Annotated in this window: 7 protein-coding genes; 3 read left to right on the top strand and 4 right to left on the bottom strand. The window is 55.9% G+C overall.

Translation table 11 applies throughout. The features are described from left to right. Nucleotides 1–7: 7 nt before the first annotated feature. From ACYU7Q_RS00415 to ACYU7Q_RS00405, 3 genes are read left to right on the top strand one after another with little or no spacing between them, the layout of a single operon-like run. Nucleotides 8–3022 carry a DUF4982 domain-containing protein gene (locus tag ACYU7Q_RS00415; protein ID WP_460607454.1) on the top strand — a complete coding sequence of 1005 codons (3015 nt, stop codon included), beginning with the start codon at nucleotides 8–10 and terminating at the stop codon, nucleotides 3020–3022. Between the two features lie 9 nt (nucleotides 3023–3031). Further along, a complete protein-coding gene (locus ACYU7Q_RS00410; RefSeq protein ID WP_460607453.1) occupies nucleotides 3032–6484 on the top strand; it encodes a DUF4450 domain-containing protein in 3453 nt (1150 codons plus the stop codon). Nucleotides 6485–6500: 16 nt separating this feature from the next. After that, a complete protein-coding gene (locus ACYU7Q_RS00405; protein WP_460607452.1) occupies nucleotides 6501–8636 on the top strand; it encodes a hypothetical protein in 2136 nt (711 codons plus the stop codon). A gap of 34 nt (nucleotides 8637–8670) precedes the next feature. On the opposite strand, the gene ACYU7Q_RS00400 is transcribed toward ACYU7Q_RS00405, so the two are convergent. The 4 genes from ACYU7Q_RS00400 to ACYU7Q_RS00385 all read right to left on the bottom strand — a co-directional run bounded on the left by ACYU7Q_RS00400 (nucleotide 8671) and on the right by ACYU7Q_RS00385 (nucleotide 21503). Beyond that, nucleotides 8671–10635, bottom strand: a complete 1965-nt coding sequence (locus tag ACYU7Q_RS00400) for a hypothetical protein (RefSeq protein WP_460607451.1) — start codon at nucleotides 10633–10635, stop codon at nucleotides 8671–8673. 29 nt (nucleotides 10636–10664) lie between these two features. After that, nucleotides 10665–13817 (bottom strand): DUF6603 domain-containing protein, encoded by a 3153-nt coding sequence (locus tag ACYU7Q_RS00395; protein WP_460607450.1) that lies wholly within the window; start codon nucleotides 13815–13817, stop codon nucleotides 10665–10667. A 202-nt stretch (nucleotides 13818–14019) separates the two neighbouring features. Beyond that, a complete protein-coding gene (locus ACYU7Q_RS00390) occupies nucleotides 14020–17067 on the bottom strand; it encodes a tail fiber domain-containing protein (protein WP_460607449.1) in 3048 nt (1015 codons plus the stop codon). 29 nt (nucleotides 17068–17096) lie between these two features. Then, nucleotides 17097–21503, bottom strand: a complete 4407-nt coding sequence (locus ACYU7Q_RS00385) for a hypothetical protein (protein WP_460607448.1) — start codon at nucleotides 21501–21503, stop codon at nucleotides 17097–17099. Nucleotides 21504–21506: the final 3 nt, after the last annotated feature.

The following is a 21506-nucleotide window of genomic DNA, read 5'->3' as shown; positions in this document are numbered from 1 at the left end:
CCACCCCATGTTGAATCCCCATTTCCGCTGGTTTGCAAGCGTGTGCCAGCCTGCCGGGCTGCTGCTGTTGCTGTGGAGCCTGGGCGTTGTCGGGCTGGCCGGCCCTGCTCCGGCCGGCCGTCAGAAATTCAACTTCAACCCCGACTGGAAGGTGCGGGTAGGCGATGTGCCCGGCGCGGCGGCTGTCTCCTTTGATGATGCGAATTGGAAAAGCGTGACCCTGCCCTATGCCTGGAACGAGGACGAGGCGTTCAGCAAAGACATCAAGGATTTGAGCACCGGCGTGGCGTGGTACCGCAAGCATTTCCGGCTGCCGGCCGGGGCGGCGGGCCAGCGGGTTTTCATCGAGTTTGAAGGCGTGCGGCTGGCCGGCGAGTTCTACCTGAACGGCCAGCGGCTGGGCCTGCACGAAAACGGCGTAATGGCCGTGGGCTTCGATTTGACGCCTTTTCTCAAGCCCGCGCCGCAGGAAAACGTGCTGGCCGTGCGGACGGATAACGACTGGGACTACCAGGAAAAAGCCAGCGGCCAGACGTACCAGTGGAGCAACCGCAACTTCAACGCCAACTACGGCGGCATCCCCAAAAACGTGTTTCTGCACGTCACGAACCCGCTGCACCAGACGCTGCCGCTGTTTTCGGCGCTGGGCACCACGGGCGTGTACGTGTATGCGCAGGACTTCGACGTGGCCGGCGGCCGGGCCACGGTGGTAGCCGAGGCGCAGGTGAAAAACGAGTTTCCGGCGGCTCACACCTTCACGTTTGAAACGTCGGTAGCCGATGGCGCGGGCAAAACCATCGGCACCTTCAGCGGGGGCGAAACGACCTTGCAGCCGGGCGAAACCAAAACGGTGACGGCCCGCGCCAGCCTCAGCGGGCTGCATTTCTGGAGTTGGGGCTACGGCTACCTGTACACGGTTTCGACCCGATTAATCGCCAACAAACAAGTCATCGACGAAGTAAAAACCCGCACTGGCTTCCGCAAAACCGAATTCGCCAACGGCCTCATCAAGCTGAATGACCGCGCCATGATGGTGCACGGCTATGCCCAACGCACCAGCAACGAGTGGCCCGCCGTGGGCTTGGGCGTGCCCGCCTGGCTCTCGGACTACAGCAACGGCCTGATGGTGGCCGGCAACGCCAACCTGGTGCGCTGGATGCACGTGACGCCCTGGAAACAGGACCTCGAAAGCTGCGACCGCGTGGGCCTGCCCCAGGCCATGCCCGCCGGCGACGCCGAAAAAGACGTGGCCGACCGCCGCTGGGGCCAGCGCCTGGAGCTGATGCGCGACGCCATCATTTACAACCGCAACAACCCCAGCATCCTGTTTTACGAGGGCGGCAACGAGAGCATCAGCGCCGCCCACATGCAGGAATTGAAGGACATTCGGAACCGGTATGACCCGCACGGTGGCCGCGCCATTGGCTCGCGCGAGATGCTGGACATTCCGCAGGCCGAGTACGGCGGCGAGATGCTCTACATCAACAAAAGCGCCACCAAGCCACTCTGGGCCATGGAATACTCGCGCGACGAGGCCCTGCGCAAGTATTGGGACGAGCTTACGCCGCCTTTCCATAAAGACGGCGCCGGCCCGCTCTACAAGGGCGCGAATGCGGCCGACTACAACCGCAACCAGGACTCGCAGGCCCGCGAGGACGTGATGCGCTGGTACGACTACTGGCACGAGCGGCCCGGCACTGGCACCCGCAGCAGCGCCGGCGGCGTCAACATCGTATTCTCCGACACCAACACCCACTACCGCGGCGAGGAAAACTACCGCCGCAGCGGCGAAGTCGACGCCCTGCGCATCGCCAAGGACGGCTACTACGCCCACCAGGTAATGTGGGACGGCTGGGTAGAGCCCGAGAACCCCCGCACGCACATCATCGGCCATTGGAACTATAAAATGGGCACGGTAAAAAACGTGGACGTGGTTTCGAATGGCGAAAAAGTGGAGCTGTTTCTCAATGGCAAGTCCCTGGGTTTCGGGCAGCAGAGCTACCGCTTCCTCTACACTTTCAAAAACGTGGCCTGGCAGCCCGGCACCCTGCGCGCGGTGAGCTATAACGCCGCAGGCAAAGCGGTGAGCCAAGCCGAGCACCAGACCGCCGGCCCGGCCGTGGCCCTGCGCCTCAGCCCGATAATAAGCCCCGCCGGTCTGCACGCCGATGGTGCCGATTTGGCTTTGGTTCAGGTGGAAGTCATCGACGCGCAGGGCCGCCGCTGCCCCACGGCGCTTAACATGGTCAACTTCACCCTGAGCGGCCCAGCCGAGTGGCGCGGCGGCCTGGCCCAGGGGCCGGGCAATTACATTCTGGCCCGCAGCCTGCCGGTGGAAGGCGGCGTAAACCGGGTGCTCATTCGCAGCACCACGCAGGCCGGCAAAATCACGATTGCCGCCACTTCTGAAAGCTTGAAACCGGCCACAATCAGCCTGAAATCGGAACCCGTGATAGTGGAAAACGGCTTGGCTGCGCAGCTGCCGGGCGCGGATTTACCGGTGAATATGCGGCGCGGACCCACGCCGGCGGGGCCGTCGTTCACCGTGTCGCGCGTAACGGTGCCCATTACCGCCGTAACGGCCAGTTCCAACGCCACCAACGCCCCTTTCAGCTTCGATGACAATGAGCTGTCGGAGTGGATTTCGGACCGAAAGGAGGGCCGGCCGTGGATTGAATACGCACTGGCCCGCCCCGCCAACATCAGTCAGGTAGCCATGAAAGTGACCGGCTGGCGCACCAGCACCTACCCTATCCGCATTCTGCTTGATGGGCAGGAAGTTTTCAGTGGCACTACGGAACGCAGCCTGGGCTATTTCACGGCCGTATTTCCGCCGCGCACCGGCCAGAAGCTCCGCATTGAGCTAACCGGCACCACCCAGGCTAAAGACGCTTTCAATATCACCGAGCTCGAAACGCCTAAAGTGCCCACTGCCGCCACCGACCAGGCCGGCCCGCCCGGCACCCTGGGTCTGGTGGAAGTGGAAGTATACGAAAAGCCAGCCGGCTCGCCCGCGCCGTAATCCGCCGCTATGCTCAAAAATGCGTTCCTTTTCTGCGCACTCCTACTGCTGACCGGCCCGCTGGTCCGGGCGCAAACTGCCCCTATCCCGCCGCTCTGGCACAACCAGCCGCGCACCCTGCGCTACCAGCCTGAAGGCCCCGATTTCGTCATCACCAACGGCACGCACCGCTTCACCCGTGCCCTCTACGGCACCAACACGGCCTTCCGCGTCGAGGCCGGCGACCTGCCTGAATTCGCCCTCTACCTGCCCGGCATGGGCGGCAACCTGAAATTCGGGCTGCTAGCCAACGGCCAAAGCAAGTGGCTCATCAATGCCGAAAACATCACCGCCCGCTACCGCCCGGGAATGATGCTCTACGACATCACCGACCCACTTTTGGGCACTGGCAAGCTCCACCTCGAAGTGCTGGCCCGCGCCGAAGCCGAGGGCATCATCGTAAAAGCCCGCTTTGAAAACGTACCGCCTAATAAGATACAGCTGCTCTGGGCTTTCGGCGGAGCCACAGGCAAAAAATTCAGCCGCGACGGCGACATTGGGGCCGACCCCGAATCGAGCTTTTACCTGAAGCCGGAGTATTGCCAGGGCAATGCCTTCGAGCTGAAAAAAAACAGCTTCACCCTGAGCTACGGCGCGGCCACAAAGCCGGTGGCCGGCGCCGCCGAAGCAGCCAAACCAACGGCCGTTACCGACCGCAAACTTCTGGTGGGCACGGTGCCCCCGGCCTCCAAAGCGCACGTAGCCGATGCCGCGCAACAGGAAACGCCGCAGCAGCTTTGGACTTCTGCCGCATCGACCACGCCGGTGCTGGTGGGCACGGTGCCGGCCCGCGCGGGCGAGGACCTTTACTTCGCCGTGCAGAAGCCGGAAATCGCTCCGATTCCCTCCTATGCCGCCTTGCTGGACGCTTTTGCCTGGGCCGAAGCCGCCCGTGTCGCGCTGTCCAGCCGCATCAAAGTCAGCACGCCCGACCCGTACATCAACACACTGGGCGGGGCGCTGGCGGTGGCCGCCGATGCCATCTGGGAAGCCCCCTCCTACCTGCACGGCGCGGTGGCCTGGCGCATCCGGCTCGATGGCTGGCGCGGCCCCTACGCCGCCGACCCGCTGGGCTGGCACGACCGCGCCGCCACCCACTTCCGGGCCTACGCCCAGTCGCAGCTTACCAGCCCGCCCAGCGGCCCGGTCACGCCCGATACTGCGCTACATATGGCCCGGCAGCTCGAAAAGCTGGGCACCACCGTGTTCAGCGAAGGCTACATCAGCCGCAACCCTGGTGGTGATTTCCGCCCCCACCACTACGACATGAACCTCGTGTTCATTGATGAGCTGCTACGCCATTTCAACTGGACCGGCGACCTTAAGCTGGCCCGCGAAATGTGGCCCGTGCTCCAGCGCCACCTGGCCTGGGAGAAGCGCAACTTCGACCCCGACAACGACGGCCTCTACGACGCCTACGCTGCCATTTGGGCCTCCGATGCGCTGCAATACAGCGGCGGGGCCGTCACCCACACCTCGGCCTACAACTACTTCGCCAACCAGAAAGCCGCCGAGCTGGCCCGCTTGCTGGGCGAAAATCCTACCCCCTACCGCCAGGAGGCGCAGCACATCCACCAGGCGCTGCAAAGCCGGCTTTGGCTGCCCGCCCAGGGCTGGTACGCCGAGTATCAGGATGCCTTGGGCCTTCAACGCCTGCACCCCGCCGCCGGCCTCTGGACCATCTACCACGCCCTCGATTCGGAGGTACCAGATGCCTTCCAGGCCTACCAGGCGCTGCGCTACATCGATGCCGAAATCCCGCACATTCCGGTGCGCGCCGCCGGCCTGCCCGATGCCGGTTACTACCTGCTTTCCACCACCAACTGGCAGCCCTACGACTGGTCGCTGAACAACGTGGTGCTGGCCGAAAACCTGCACACGAGCCTCGCCAACTGGCAGGCCGGCCGCCGCGAAGAAGCCTTCCTGCTCTGGAAAAGCGCCCTGCTCGAAAGCCAGTACCTGGGCAGCAGCCCCGGCAATTTTCAGCAGATTTCCTTCTACGACAACTACCGGGGCGAGCTCTACCGCGACTTCGCCGACCCCATCGGCATGGCGAGCCGCTCGCTGGTGGAGGGCCTGTTCGGCATCCGCCCCGATGCCCTGCACGACACGCTGCGCATCAGCCCCGGCCTGCCCGCCGCCTGGGATTCGGCCGCGCTGCAAGTGCCCGACGTAGTCTTCCGTTTCCGCCGCCAGGACCGCCGCGAAACTTACACCATCACCCCGCAACTGCCAAAGCAGCTGGCGCTCCAGCTGCGTATCCCCGCCCTGGCCAGCCGCGTGGCTTCGCTGAAAGTGAATGGCGAGCCAGCCGCGTGGCGTAACGTGCCCGCCGCAGTGGGCCGGCCGGTTATTGAAATCAGCAGCGCGCCAGCAACTCGCTATGTGGTTGAGATTGAATGGCAGGGTGACGCGCCGGATGCGGCTGCACCGCAAGCAGAGGCGGCCAGCGGCGCGGCTTTTTCTGCCACGTTTGACCATGCCCGAATTATTCGGGTTTCCGACCCGCAGCAGGTGTTGCGGCAGCCTCGTCTGAACGGCTCGGTAATCGTGGCACAGGTAGCAGGGATGCCCGGCAGCCGCACCGCTTTCGTGCAGCTTCAGCAGAATGATTTGACGTGGTGGGAGCCCCTGAAAATTACGGTGCACCGCCCGCCCTCGCCTGCTTCTACAGCTAATAATTCTGCGACTTCCGCCAAGTGGGAAGCGCTTGATTTAACCGCCGCTTTCAACGACCGGGTGACGCAGATTTTCCAGAACAAATACCTCACGCCCCGTCCCGCCGTGGCCACGCTGGAATTACCTACCCAGGGCATCGGCAACTGGTGTTACCCGCTCACCCAAGCCAATATTGATGATGCAGGCCTACGCCATCTGGCCGGCCCGCAAAATCAAATCCAACTGCCCGAAGGTGTGCCCCTGCGCACGCCCGGCGCGGCCGGCGCGAAGAATATTCTCTTCGTTTCGCAGTGGGACAATTACCCCCACCAAGCCACGCTACCGCTACGAGGCCGCGCCCGCCGCGCCGTGCTACTCATGGCCGGCTCCACCAACGCCATGCAAAGCCAGTTTCTCAACGGCGAGCTCACCATCACCTACGCCGACAACACCACCGCCACGCTGCCCCTGCGCAACCCCGACTCCTGGTGGCCCATCGAACAAGATTATTTGGACGACGGCTTTGCCTTCCAGACCGGCGCGCCCCGCCCCTACCGCGTGCACCTCAAAACCGGCCTCATCACCCGCGATTTCAGCCAGTACACCAGCATCAAAGGCTTCAGCACCCGCGCCATCGAAGGCGGCGCGGCCACCGTGCTGGAATTACCCCTCAACCCCAGTAAAAAGCTCAAATCCCTCACTCTCAAAGCCCTGGCCAACGACGTAGTGATTGGGCTGATGAGCGTGACGCTGGACCGTGACTAGTGCTTCTTCCCATAAAATGAAACAGACTTTCCGCTTTTTACTCGCTAGCTCGTTAGCAGCCAGCAGCCTCTCGCTGGCCGCCCAGCCCATCAACCGCCAGGCTTTGGTAGAGCGCCACAAAGTGGTAATCACCAATACCGATTCGCTCAATTCACTGTCCGTGGGCAACGGCAAATTCGCTTTCACCGCCGACATCACGGGCTTGCAAACCTTCCCGCTGCACTACGAGAAAGGCATTCCGCTCGGCACCGAATCGGAATGGGGCTGGCACCGCTTTCCCAATAAAGAAGGCTATCAATTCGCCCAAAGCCTGCGCGAATACCAGTTCAACGGCCGCCCGGTGAGCTACTCGGTGCAGGTGAAAACGCCCGGCAGCAAAGACGCCGTGGATTACCTGCGCGCCAATCCGCACCGCCTGCAATTGGGTAACCTGGGCTTTATCATCCTGAAAAAGAACGGCCAGCCCGCCAAAGTTCAGGACCTTAAAAACATCCATCAGGAGCTGAATCCTTGGACCGGCGAAATCCAGAGCCATTTCACGGTGGAAGGCACGGCGGTGGACGTGGTCACCGTGGGCCACCAAACGCAGGATGCCGTAGCCGCCAAAGTCACTTCCGAGCTGCTAAAAGCCGGCCGCCTAAAAGTGGCTTTGCGCTTCCCCTTCCCCACCGCCGGCTGGGCCGACATGGGCACCGACTATTCGCACGACGCCGACCATAAAACGGCCATTGCCACGCAGGCGGCGGGCCGCGCCCTGCTCACTCATCAGCTCGATACCACCAAATATTACACCGCCCTAAGCTGGGCCCAAACTGCCACGCTGGCCCCCGGCCGGCCGCACGAATTCATCCTCACGCCCGGCCGCCAAAGCAGCGTGCTGGAGATGAGCTGCTGGTTTTCCCCCCGCAAGCCCGCATCTACCGCGCCCACCTTCGCCGCCACCCGCGCCGATAGCCGCCAGCAGTGGCAGGCCTTCTGGCGCAGCGGCGGGGCCGTCGATTTCAGCGGCACCGCCGACCCGCGCGCCGCCGAGCTGGAGCGCCGCATCGTGCTCTCGCAGTACCTCACGCGCCTGCACAACGCCGGCTCGCAGCCCCCACAGGAAACAGGCCTGCTTTTGAACAGCTGGTACGGCCGCCCCCACCTCGAAATGCACTGGTGGCACGCCGCCCATTTCGCCCTGTGGGGCCGCCCCGAGATATTAGAAAAGAGCCTAACCTGGTACGCCCGGCCCGATGTGCAGGCCGTGGCCAAAGGTATTGCCCAGCGGCAAGGCTACGCCGGTTGGCGCTGGCAGAAAATGACCGACCCATGGGGTGCCGAAGGGCCGTCATCCGTCGGGGCGTTTTTGCTCTGGCAACAGCCACACACCATTTATTTTGCCGAAGAAGCCTACCGCGCCCACCCCAACGCCGCCACCCTAAAGCTCTATCAGGAGCGGGTGCAGCAAACGGCCGACTTCATTGCTTCCTATCCATTTTTCGAGAAAGACAAAGGCCGCTACATCCTCGGCAAGGGCGTGATTCCGGCCCAGGAACGGTTCAAAGCCGAAGACACCTTCAACCCCACTTTCGAGCTGGTGTACTGGCACTGGGCCTTGGAAACCGCCCAGAAATGGCGCGAACGCCAGGGCCAGCCCCGCAACCCGCAGTGGGACGACGTGCTGGCCAAACTCGCCAAACTGCCCGAAGCCAACGGCGTGTACCTGGCTACCGAAAGCGCCCACGATTCCTACACCAATCCCGAATACAAAACCGACCACCCCTCCGTGCTGGCCGCGCTGGGCATGATGCCCGCCACGGGCCAACAGGACGCCGCCACCATGCGCCGCACCTTCGACCTGATTTGGAAAGATTGGAGTTGGGACAAAACCTGGGGCTGGGACTTCCCCATGACGGCCATGACGGCCACCCGCCTCGGTCTGCCCGAAAAGGCCGTGGACGCCCTGCTGATGAAGGTGCAAACCAACACCTACCTGCCCAACGGCCACAATTATCAGGAAGGCCGCCTGCCGCTTTACCTGCCCGGCAACGGTGGCCTGCTCGCCGCCGTGGCCCTTATGTGCGCCGGCTACGACGGCTGCCCCACGCCTACCCCCGGCATTCCTAAAAACTGGAAAGTGCGCTGGGAAGGCCTGCAAAAGATGCCGTAGCACCGGCATCTTTACCCATACCCGCTGTAGCTGGTTAATTAATCTCAAATACCACTTCCTCTATTTTTTGAATTAGCGCCCTCGTAAATTCAGCCACATTTCTGGCTGCTACGCCCGTATATATTTTTTCTATATCTACTTTATTCAAAGAAGTATAGTCAATATCTGCCTTTTTATTTTTGCCTTTTTTATCGGTATATTCTACCTGCAATTGGGAAGAATCACCGTCCTTGTCTATAAATCCAAAATGCACCGACTCTGGCTTTTGGTTAATAGACAGGGAAGTAATTTGCTTATCGTACAAACAAAACAACAGGTCCTCCGCCAGTTCGTCCCGCCGCCGTACCTGCCCATCGGTTTGGATAATCAGGTCAGGCCAGCCATCAACCGCCCGCGAACGCAGCAAAAAGCCTGATTTTGGTATGTCGCCGCCCGAAGCAATTGCCCCGGTGTCATACAGCTCCGCATCCGTAGCCGCATCTGTCGCGGACAGCCGCCCAATGCTGAAAGCACCATCCACCAAGCACCTAACCCACTCGTCATCAACACTAAAGAACCGCAGAGATTCAAACGGCAGAAATGCTTCCGTAGGCACCAGATAGTTGAATGGAACACCTTTCAACAGCTTCAAATCAGTGAGCCACCGCCCGACAAATTCCGGCATAGCTGGATACTGGCTTGCCACTGATTTCAATATGAGGTGGCCAGTGAGCTGGTTGCTTGCCGATGCTTTTTTAAACTGATAACATTCCCGCTTCCACCGAAATAAAGCGGTGGAGAAGTTTTTATCACTCAGGGCCAGTATCCGGCCCAGCTCCCAGGCCGAAGCGTACGAAACATCAACATACTTCCCCTCGCCATAGGCCAGGAACCGAAACAGCTCATCTCCGTCCATCACCGGCACCTGCGCAACCGGCCGTCCCGGGCCCGCCACCGGGTTAGGCACCAATGGTCCCCGGTAAACGGCATTAATCCGTTCGCCCGTTTTCAATACATACGGGAGCTTTACATACCCGTCCAGCGATAAATCATCGGTATCCGGCAGGCGCAGATTTGCGGGGCTCCGGTTCAAATGTTTCAGCAGCGACGTAAGATGCGCTATTTCAAACGTCTTAAATAAGCTCGCCGCCGCCTCATCACTGACCGGAATACTAATTGCTTTTAAGAAATCCGCTTTATTAAAAAATGCAAGGCCCGCTATTTTAGCTAATGCCGATGCCAAAGCCGTGCTGACCCCACCAGCCGACACGTAAACAGCCAACACTTCGGGCGTAACAATAAAATGGTCGTTGCAAAAGAACTCCCAGCTGTACAAAGAAGCAAAGCCGTAAAATCCGTCTTTGGGCTTGCCGATAAAATCGCCCTTCTTGGTGTACATATCCTCTAGGGATACCAGATGGACAATGTTCTTTTTGTCTTTTACCGGCATCCGGCTGCCCACCACCGATGCTTTTTCTTCTTTTTCCTGCCCCCGCACGTGGGCCAGATAGCCCAGTTCCTGATAAGTGGGCAGAATACTGTTCAGAAACGCCGCTTCAATTAGCAGGCCCCGTACCGAAATATCCGCTTCGCTCGTGCTTTCAACGGGAGCAAATGGCGTCGTTTCCCAAGTGGACTTTACGGCATTTATTTTCCTGGCTTTGCTGGCATCGGCCACTTCATCTTCCGTAAGCAGCAGCAACGCCAGCCACGGTTTTACGGTGTCATCCTTTTCGTTGGTCTTTCTTTCCCAAGGGAAAGTGCTTCTTTTCAGAATAATATTGGGCAGAATTGTTGAAAAATCGCCTAATGCGGACATGGGCGGAAATACCGAGTCAATCTGACTGGGATTTAGGGAAAACTGTTCGCCTTGCACCGAAAAATATAACGTTGCAGGCGGCAGCGCCAGCGACTCCTTATCAACGCCAAAGCGTTGCGTACTCTCCACCTTGTAATAGCCCGCTGTCAGGGCCGGCTGATGGCTGTCATAAATCAGGATTTTATCGTCGGCAGTAGCCATGATGCTATTATTCGGACAGCTCAGGCTGGCTACTCGGCAATGCCAAGCTGCTTACCCAGTGCTTTAAAGGTGGAATTATATTTGGAAAAAGACAGCGGTGCGCTGGTTTTCTGGCGGGTAAGGCTGATGGGAGTATCCCGAAAAACAATTTCAGCTAATTGCGGAAATTCGATACCGCCTTCCGGCAATACAATCGGCTCAGCAGTGGCTATATTGATGCCGGTGGGCACTTCTACGGTTCTATTCTCCGTATTCAAAACGGGCTGAAAAGTGGTTCCCCAAATAGCAGCGGGCACCGATTTTTGCTGCGGGGTGATAATAAGGTTTCGTAGGCTCTCCGAATCCATTAGCTCATAATCCGACGGCTTATCCGGGTTATGAGAAATGACCACGGCTAAGTCACTTTTAACATCGTCATTATTTTTCGCCATCGGCGAAACGCCAAAACGAATAGCGGAGCTGCTGGTGATGTTATAAACTTCCTCCTTATTAACCGATATACTTTTGACCGGAATAGCCGAATTAACGATTAACTCCAGCTCTTTAGGGTTTACAATAGGGTTCTGGGATTCATCCTTGTCGTGCTGCCCGCGGGCAACCGCCGCCCCGAGCACCTTGCTAGCCTCGGGCAGGCACTTGGTTTTGAAATCATCCCAGGTAATCGGCTTCAATTCGGCCGAGTCATTCGCGCCGAAGTGTATCGTAATGTCGCACACGTAGATGTGCACCGTTGCCCGCCCCGAAAATTCCGGCCCCCATATCGCCAGGTCGGCCCCCAAATCGACCGAGATGGTGTGGCTGCCAAAAAAGTGAATGGTATACGAGGCCCCCATGCTCACGTAAATGCTGGCCTCGTAATGATAGGGCTGCCAGGTAACCAGGAAATCGGCGCCGGCCTTGAACCACGCCTTAAAATCCCCGTCCTCGTACACGGCCTCCAGGTGGCCGCCCGCCATAAAGGCGTGGGCGCACAAGGCAAAATACATATCGCCTTTCACGCTCAGCTGCTCGCTCACCTGCCAGTTGAGCGCCAGCCGCGGCACACTCGGATAATGAGCCGGCACTTTAAATGCCGGGTGGTACCCGCCCACCGTGGCCACAAAATCGCCCTCATGCTCCCCCTTAAACCAGCTGTAAAACGCCGCCCCCCCGGTTAGGTGGCAATCCTTGGAAAAGATGTAAGAATCGGGGCTCAGCTGCGCCATTACCGCCAGAAAGCCTTCGTCGGGCAGGTATTTAGCCATCAGCAAAATTTTGACCTCGGCCAGCGGCGTAACTGCTTTGCCTAATTCCTGCAGCGGCACCACAATGTTGGATTGCCCCAGCAAATCAATCTCCATGCGGTTGCCAAAGGAAACGACGAGCAGCGCAAACGAATTTATCAGCTTGAACGAGCTGAACTTTACTCCGACAGCCAGAAATATGTCGCCCACCGATGGCGGCACATAGGCCGATAAGGCCTTTAGCTGGGCCTGGAGCGCCATCGCCGGGTTCGTCTCGGCCGGCACCGAACTGCCCCCCATTACCTGCGCCACCAATGGAAAATTGGCCACCTGGCTGATATCAGGCATTACCAACGCCCTGTTATACCCGAAACCAGCAGCCAATCCTTCTACAAAGAAGAAACTGGGGCCACCAAGCGCTTTTTCTAGGTAGGCATAAATAAACAGCGAAGGATGCCCGTCGTAATAACAATACGACCCCATGGCAGAAAGGGCAAAACCAGTAGTTTTTATGGTAGCCGCCCCGTTATACACCTCGGTGCTTACGCCATTGATTACCTGCTGCTGCCTCAAGAAAGCAGCCCCAATTTCTAATCCGTTTTTGCTGAAGTCGATGCTTAAGCCGGACAAATTGAACGACGGCCGGAAGTGCTTGATGGAGGAGCCAACCGACAATTCATCAAGCGCAATGGACAGCCCGCCCACGGAGATGCCGGCATCGAGATACAGCCACAGCTCGCTGTTTTTAAAGTCTACGCCGACGCGTTTAAAAGTGGCAGGACCAATTGTTTTCTCGACATTAAACCACTTCACCGAGGTGTCGGCCGCTGCCGGAACGGCGGGCTCGCTTGCAGTGGACGAAGTAGCTTTTGAGTTTTTGGGCAGGGCCTTTTGCTTCGGCTTGGGGGCAACGGCAGTTGTCGCGCCGCTTCCGACCATTAGCGTTTGGCTGGTTCCCGCAATGTTGAAGCGGCCGGAAAGGGCCAGGCCTTTGGCAATGCCTGTGGCGGCAAAACCGGCAATATGCGACGGAAGCAGCTGGTTGATGCCGACCAGTTGGTCTTCGCTGAACTGGCCGGAGCTGTAAAGAATTTGCAGGTCGTCGAGGCCCAGCGACAAGTCTTTCGGCAGTTGCTGGCCCACCATCGGCAGGTTGGCCAGGTCAATGGTCGTGCCTAGGTCAATTGCCAAAATAAACTGCTTGTTGCCCGCATTTTTATCCTGTTGGTACACAAACCTGACATCCTTCAAGTCAATCCCAATACCATCGGGCACCTCCCGCGCCATCTCAGCCGATATCGTGTTCAGCAGGCTATTGAGCTTTATGCTGGTAGTGGAACCATCCGGCTGGGAATAGGTCGCAATAAACGTATTAGCCTGGGGGTTGCCATCAAAACGCAAATCAAATTGCAGGCTGCCAATTCGGATAGTGCCACCGAAAGTATATTGATACTCAATCTTTCCCAAAGCAGACTCCTTGGCAACGATATCAATAGTTACCACCGCATCCACGGCCGTACCGGCGATGTTGAAACCACCCCGGCACGAAAAATGAAATTTCTCGGTGCCGGTGTCATACCTGAAATCGATGCCAGATAGCTCAAACGTTTTGAAAGGGGCCGGCACTTTTACCCCAAACTTTTCGCTCAAATCGGCAATCAAAGCCCCCACCTTCACGGGTTGTCCAGCTTTTGTAGCGCCCTCTATCGACCAGCCATCGTCAGGCGCGCTGTTTTTCGACAGCGACAGCGCGGCCGGAACTCCCGCAATGGCCATGCTGCCCTTGAGGGCCACCGTGTGCTTTCCAAACTCGAAAGCCACTGTGTTCATTTCAAATACCGTCGCGCCAGTTCCGACCTGCTGCAACGATACCTCGGTCAGCATCTCGAAACTACCCTGGGACGAAATAACCAGGTTGAATTCGCGCGGGGCGCCGAAGGAAAGGAAGTGGTAAAACATAGGCTATTGCTCGTGGGAAGCGGAAGCATGCGGTGAGGCAAGGCGCAGGCGACAAACCGCTTCCTCTTGGCACTCACAAAAAAACGGACTCGGATAGCCGAAAGACCGAACGATTAATTTTCGTCCGGCTTCTTTCCCGGGCATTATAGGTTTTGGCATCGCTGCCTGCGTATCTGAAGGCGACGATAAAGGCGTGTTTATATTATTCCGGCTTACTCAACAAGGCTTCCAGTCGCTGCAACCGGGTTTCCTGCTGCCGCAACTGCTGAGTAAGCGCGTCGACCTGCTTGCTCAGCTCCTGAATGGCGCTGATGCCGGTGCAGAAAACATAGTCGTAATCGAGGGTTCGAAAATCGTCTACCTCCTTCCCATAGATAAACAGGTGTTCTTCAGAGAATGCCCAGCCCTCAACTGCGAAGGTCAATTCATCCAGGACATTCACGGGCACCTCCTGAGCACCACTTTCTTCGGTAATGATTCTTACCCGGTCGCCGCTGCCGAGTTGATGTGCTTTTTTCAGCGTGATAATGAGCAAGCCGTCCACCAGCGTTGTCTTTTCCGGCAAAGCGTAGATATCGGGCGTAAAATCTTTATTTACGGATACTGCCTCGGGAATAATTTTTTCAACTTCCTGGGCAATGAACCCCTTTTTCAAATTGGGGCCGTGAGCAACAAAGTCTTTGTAATAATAATTTTTAACGGCCAGTTTATTCAGCAATTCCAAGTCCTGCCGCCCGTCTGCCAGCGCTATTTCTTCTTTGATTCGCTCATCGCTGTAGCAATAGTATGCTTGGCTATAGATTGAGGTTGAAACCTTAATAGCCACCGAGTTTGAGTAAGTACCTCTTGAAGCGCGGCAGTCGCCCTGCATCAAGAACCAATACCCTTGATTCATGGTGACATTGTTCCAGGAATCAATGTGGAGAGGAAACTCCGGGTCATGTTTCCCTATTCCCATCCTGCCGTTCACCAGCAGATTCCCTTCGCTGGTGATAATAGCCAAATCACGGTAACCATCGGGGTTGCCTTGATTGGCCAAGGTTCTGAAATATAGATTCCCGCTGCTTTGATTCCCCCAGTCAATAACAGCATCCCGGCTATCGTACACCAGGTGCGTGCCCTTGATATATAAATCTCTGGCTTGCAGGTCGCCATCTACCTGTAGCTTCTTGCGTGGGTCATTGGTGCCAATGCCAACGTTGCCATTGGGCAGCAGGCGCATTATTTCAGGGTAAGACTGTTGGCCATAGCTCCCCGAATTGGTATTTCCCACCCGCAAGGACAGCCCATTTTCTGCTCCTCCGGCACTAATATAGCCCGTGGCACCGTCATGATGCATCGTCAGGTGGTCCCAGGCCGCCTCGTTTCTAATGCCGATACTGCCCACTACATCCAAGGTCTGCTGCGGGTCGATGTTATTAATTCCCATTCGCCCCGCGCTGGTGATGACCGCCACATCGCGATACTCACTGTTATTGCCCTGGTTGCGCAGGTTTCTGAAATAAAGGTTGCCAGTACTTTGGCTGCCCCAGTCAATGGTAGCGTGCTGATTGTCGTAGATTAAGTGGGTGCCCTTGATATAACAGGTGCTGGCCTGCAGGTCGCCGTTTACTTCCAGTTTCTTGCTTGGGGGATTCGTTGTCCCAATGCCTACGTTGCCATTGCTGGCAATTGTCATGCGGGCATCGGCCAGGGTTACCGGATTGGCATTCACCTCGCTGTTTACCAGAAACTTCAGATTGCCGACGCCATAACCAGCCAACCTTTCGTGCACAACGGCCGCTTTTGCCCAATTGCCATTTGCTTCGTTGATGAAGCCCACTCCCACCGCGTTGCCATTGCCCTCGGCGCCACTCAGGTTGCTTAGCAGCAAGGGAAAATTTAAGCCGCTATTATTTACGGTTACTTCTAGTTTCTGAGCGGGATTATTGGTCCCTATGCCTACATTTTGGTCCTGAAAAACCATCGGCTGCTTGTCAATGTGCAGCACGAATGTCTCGTCCCAATAGCCGGGGATATTTTCCAGCCGCACACTCAGCCTGGTTTTGCCGGTGATGTAATTGGTAACGATGTTATCAAACGAAAAATCAATATATGTGATGCTGTCCGGCATGTCAGCAGCCTTATCGTTCCGTACGCCCAGAGATGATTTGATGTATCCAATCTGCGAGCCTCCTTCGATAATTTTACCAACTGTAAATCTATCTTTATCAATGGTCTGAATAAATTTACCAGTTATGGGCACGTAAATCCTGCGGTCATCAATCGTAAATAGCAATTCGCCTTCGTTTACCAGCCGGCCATTCACGCAATTCTCCGCTCTGCTCGTCAGCACACCGGCATTACTGTTAGATACTTTTATTTGAGCCGGAAGCGGCCGGGTAAGTAAACCGGTATCACTGCTATTAATCATCGGTAAAAGCAGTAGGCCCGCACTATCAGCTACCGTAAAGGTCCACACGGGCAAAGGCTCTTGCCCCGATGGAGAAGCGCCGTTAAAATGAGTATCGAAGGGAGCCTCTTCTTTAACAATAATTCGTTGAATAGCATCGGCACTCGCCAGCGCAGCAGCGGTTGAATTATGGTTGGGGTCGAAGAAAAAAAGAATTTTAGAGTTTTCAGTGAACTCAATCGCTCTGTCCCCTTCGGCGTCTGACTTATTGGTATTGCTGATTCTCAACCGCAGGCTGTTGCGGGAAATCCCGTCGTTCAGAATGGTATCGGCATCTTTAAAGCTGAGCTGCAACGGCAGTCCGGCTTTTCCGCGGTGGTTTATCAGCGTCCAGTTTATTTGCCGAACAGAATCCTCAAACAGCACATCGCCGGCCGTAATGTTCTTGCCCAGCAGTTCCACATTGGTGGTTCGGGAACCCTTATTGCCATTTATATCTACCAAAAACTTAATTTCAATGCGGCCCTTGCTTTCGCATGTAAGCGGTGCAGCGCCGGCATATAGCAGATATACTGTTGAGCAGCCCTGCGCGTCAATTACAGCCCTGCTTATTTTCCAATCCCCGAAAGCCTGTTCTTCTTTCTTGTTATCATTAAGCACCTCCGGCCGGAATTTCAGTGCAAAATGGTAATTGTTTGCATCAGCTTTTCCACCCAGCAGGTTAAGCTGCATTGGAACCGCCAGTTGGTTGGTAATTTGAAGGGTTACGCCTTCTATTTTGTCCTCCAGGTAAAAAAAGTCCTCCTCTTTGCTATTCAGCAGGCAAAAATCAAACGGGTAATTAGTTCTGAAACCCATAAATTCGGTCAGTAAAAGAAATTGGCGATTTATTTGGTCACGCTCAAGCTTAGCCAGCCCTCCCTAATGAGGATATCTTCTGAGAAGTGGCCTTGTGCATTCATGGGTACAATGTGCCCGGCATCCAGCATTTGTTGAATGCGTTGCAAATGGGCCAACAGCAACGGCGACGGAGCAGTCCATTGCGTTTTGGGGTTGATAAGCGCCTTCTGGTCGGCGGTTTCTTTTATCCAGCCGGCGGTCAGCATATCCTGCCATATGGCTTCACCATCGGCCGCGAATACCTGCGAGAACAGCGCCTTATCTGCGGTGCCCGTAGTAGAAACCTCCGTCCATTTGCCGGCTTCCATTGCCAGCCACGACCACGAATAGCCCGCCTCCTCGGGCAGCGAAATTGCAATGCTGCCCTTGGCCATTAGCAATGGCCTGGTGAAAAAGCTCACATTCATGCGGGCGAGGGCGGGCTTGAACTGGCTGGCGGGAATGGATATGCTTTTGGCCGGCAGAATTCCAGTGGTGGCATGGGCCTCTCCCCGCGGGTCTATCAGCAGCGTAAGGTTTTTGGGCTTGTCAGTGATGGATAACGAGAAAGTGTGGGCACCATCCTGATGGGCTAAAAAGTACCCTTTATCGATATCTTCCGGGTATACCGACTGAAATACGCTGGCACTTTCATCCTCATCCCAGAAGCCCAAAACGCCGTCATTCAGAATGCCGGGCTCGCCGATGAGAACGGGGAATTTAACCTTTTCCCAGCGGTTGGTTTCCCGGCTGTTGCGGCCCAAATCCGCATTGAAATAATCCCAGCTTTGATTGATAGCCGGCATCCCCTTCACCTCCAGGCTGACTGCAGCCTTCACCACGGCCATCGGCCGGCCGACCAGCATGGCCAAATCTAAATGCTGGGCAAAATTTTCGGGGTCTATTTGCTGCAGGGTATTGTCCAGCAGTTCAACAAAGTCAGCAAAGTCGCTTTTTCCCAGCAACCTACCAACTACTTCCCGCAGATGATTATTGGGTATCTGAGTTGCATCCGTAAGCGTGACGTTGCCGGGGGCCGATGCCCATTCGGTTAGCGAGCTGCCACCTGCGGTTTTATTCTGCTGAATAAGGCCGAGAAGATAGCCATCGGCATCATATACCATTAGGCTGACATCCAGTTTATTGGGCATTAGCCACCCGCATACCGGGTTGGTATTCTGGCTGGCGTCGGCAGTGAGTCGGTTTGCAGCACTATTAGCGGCCGAAACCCATCTGAAATTCAAACGTGCCGGCTGAACTATGCGCGGCGGCAAAAACGCCTCCTTACCCTTGGAAACTACTGTGAACGAATGGGAAAACAGCACATCAGTGGTTCGTATCGGAATATTAACCACCTGGCCAAAATTGTCGATAATGCCCAACTGGTTAATTCTAACAGTACCTGTTTTTATCGGATTAAACTGGTTGAGCGGCAATGGTGCCCGCTTATTTTCGCCCCCTATCAACTTGGCCGCCAGCGAAGTCACCGCCTGCGATTCTGTGAAAGACACTGGGTCGTCTACGGGTAGCTGCATAGTCTCATGCAACTGCAACAAGGCCGCATTGAACCCACCCAGCGACTGCGATAGGTAATTGCTGACACTTACTTCCATCGCTGCCGCCACTACATGCTGCAGAAATGGATTAATGGATTCCGGTGGCTTAACTGCCTTCAGCAAATTATCAAAGGCGACAAAAACGTCGTTGTGAAAGCTATTCGCTTCCGCTTCAGTAGTTTGGTTTTTAGCAGCGCCTTTAAGCCTGGCAATTTCTTTTGCCAGCTTGGCATACATCACCTGCTCCAAATCACCTTTTTCCAAGCCCAGGTTGGCCGTAAGTTCGTCGGCATCCATGGCCAGCAGGTACGCGCTGATTACACTTTGCAGCTTCGTCTGGGCATGGGCTGATAAGATGGTTGAGCCGGCATATGATTTAATTCTTTCCCCCTGCAAAACATCGGTGCTCGCAACGGCAAGGTCGTAGTCACCGGTTTTAATGGCGTAATTAGACGTGATAAAATCCTCAGCAAACTCCGTTGAATAAGGCCCGTTTAATTTGATATTATCCTGAACAATTACTTCCCACTGCAAAAGCGTAGGGTTCCAATTGCCTTCCGGATTTCCCGGTCTTTGCGTCAATCCTTTAAGCGTCTTTGCCGCAGGAATTTTTTTAAGGTCATAATGTGACGATTGATTTCTGCCGATAATTCCGGTAAAATCAAAGCAAACACAATCGAGCTGCTGACTTACCAGATGCCTATTCCCAACTTTCACATCACGGCCGGCAATCAGCACTACGGGGTCGTTGGGCAGCCAGAACCGGGGAGCTTTGTCGCTTTTCAGCTGCGCCCTTTTTAGTTTCAGCACATTTCTATCAGTGAAAAGCTCCTCTTCGCTCAACAGCTTTTCACTGATTCGCAGACTGGCCAGCTTGCCCTTCAGGCCCCGAAACAGGGTTATTTGCCGAGCAGCCATGGGGGCGCGGGCCACAAGATGGATATGCACCCAACGGTCCTTGGGAATATCATCCCATTGGCGCAGCTTATAGGGGTCCAGCTTTACGCCATCTATAAAAACAGCCGTCCACCAATCGCCGGGCGTGGCCGGCCCCAGCACACTCGCCGGGTCGTCATCGATTTGCAATAGATAGCTCCCAATGGCTGGGGCCTTAGCGCTTATATTAACCAGCACCGACAGCGCCACCATTTTGGTGGCCGGTGCTGCGGCATAGCTGAAAAAATCCGGTTCGGCCGCAGTGCCATCCGGGCCTTGAAATACCGCAACGTACTGCCCGGCTAAGCTGGCCTCCGGGCTCAGCGTGAAAGATGGGGCCGGAGTGGCATCATCAAACAGCACCACATTTCCAAGTTCCGGCCCTCCTCCGTCGAAATCGGCGATGCTTTGATTGACTGCTGTAATTGCTTTTGATAAGTCCGCTTCGTAATCGGACAGGTCCTGTTTTTTTTGGTTAATCAGCCCGAAATGGTCGATTTCTATCAAAAACTTAACCCGGTCAGCGTCTGCGGTATGCGTATTTAAGTCGTCGTGATAGCACGAAACCATGTATTTATACCAGTCAGCAAACAACTGCTGCTGAAGGCTGATAAGCTCGTCACTTGCCCGGTCGTACCCTTGCTGTAGACGGTTTAAGGCCTGAACTTTACTTGCCATGAACGTCGGCAGGTCGAAGGCCACACCGTCGGGCTGCACAGCTGGGCTACCATCCGCGTTGGGTCTGGTGTCGGTCGACGAGGCATTTTCGATGCTTACGCTCCAGGCAATGCCCCCGTCAACCTGAGCAAAACCCTGCTCGTGCATGGCTTGCAGCATTTTTTTACCGGTATCCAATTCCTGGCCCGCCATTTTGGCGAAAAGCTGCAACGCTTCCAATTGGTCTTCGATAATTGTGTGATGATTATCGAGGCCAAATTGCTGATTGACGCGACTGCCGAGCAAAGTGGACAGTGCTTCCGTACCGGTGTTGCCAACAGTCACGGCGAGCCCGTCTGCATTCAAAGCATCTTTTCTTGCTACGAAATCCTGGTAGGTTATCGTACCGCAGCATATCAGGCCGTCGCAGTCAAAATCAAGGCCAGCAATTTTCCAGTTGAGTTTATTCAGAATAATTTCGGCGTAGCCGCCGGCCGATGAATCCTTATTTGCTTTTTGAAAAGCGTGCAATAAGCCAACAGGGTCCTTCGATGCGTCGCTGTACCAACCCCAAACATCGTACTCAAGAGCAGCCAGCATATCTGCGGTTACATCGGCATCATAGAACCCAAAAACACTGTGGCAATTGGGATAAAAGGCCGAAAAAACCGGACTGCCGTAGCCTATCGAAGTCAGGTTTTGAAAATAGCCCGCTCCTCGGGGAATCCTGAGGTCATCGGGGCTTACATTGCCTTCGCCATCCACCGGATAATGCCGCCCCATGTACCGGTAGGGCTGCTCGCTACCGCTGTTAATGAGCGGATAGCTGATGCCGTTGTAGGGATTATCGGCGGAGGGGCCAGTGCAATGCAGGTAGTTGCTCTCAACAATCCAGGCCTGGTTGATATTTTTTCCAACTTTCCGGATAACCAACCACCTATCGGGCACCACCGGAAAAACTACTCCACTGTCTCCAACGGCATTTTGAGCAGTAAAAATCTTAGGGGCCCTTTCATTTGAAATCCCATTTACCAATGCGGCCGGCAGTGCCCAATGCAAATGAACACCAGGCGGCAGCAGCAAATTCTGATTTTGGAATGGCCTGGAAATAAAGCTTTCACTCAAATACGGCACTTCATAATTGAAATCAGTAACCGTATTATTATAAGGCAGATTCGTGAAATTAGCAGTTGGCTCAGCAATGACCTTTTCATCTAACAGATATAATCCATCGATATGTATTGGGACAACTACTGATTTGTTCATGAC

Source organism: Hymenobacter terrigena, from assembly GCF_054776515.1.
The sequence above is the reverse complement of the archived record's forward strand: the minus strand, read 5'-3'. Positions and strand labels throughout refer to the sequence as shown.

Bases quoted from the DNA above. Each gene is read 5' to 3' on its own strand.
- ACYU7Q_RS00415 (WP_460607454.1), top strand. From the start codon at position 8: ATGTTGAATCCCCATTTCCGCTGGTTTGCAAGCGTGTGCCAGCCTGCC.
- ACYU7Q_RS00410 (WP_460607453.1), top strand. From the start codon at position 3,032: ATGCTCAAAAATGCGTTCCTTTTCTGCGCACTCCTACTGCTGACCGGC.
- ACYU7Q_RS00405 (WP_460607452.1), top strand. From the start codon at position 6,501: ATGAAACAGACTTTCCGCTTTTTACTCGCTAGCTCGTTAGCAGCCAGC.
- ACYU7Q_RS00400 (WP_460607451.1), bottom strand. From the start codon at position 10,635: ATGGCTACTGCCGACGATAAAATCCTGATTTATGACAGCCATCAGCCG.
- ACYU7Q_RS00395 (WP_460607450.1), bottom strand. From the start codon at position 13,817: ATGTTTTACCACTTCCTTTCCTTCGGCGCCCCGCGCGAATTCAACCTG.
- ACYU7Q_RS00390 (WP_460607449.1), bottom strand. From the start codon at position 17,067: ATGGGTTTCAGAACTAATTACCCGTTTGATTTTTGCCTGCTGAATAGC.
- ACYU7Q_RS00385 (WP_460607448.1), bottom strand. From the start codon at position 21,503: ATGAACAAATCAGTAGTTGTCCCAATACATATCGATGGATTATATCTG.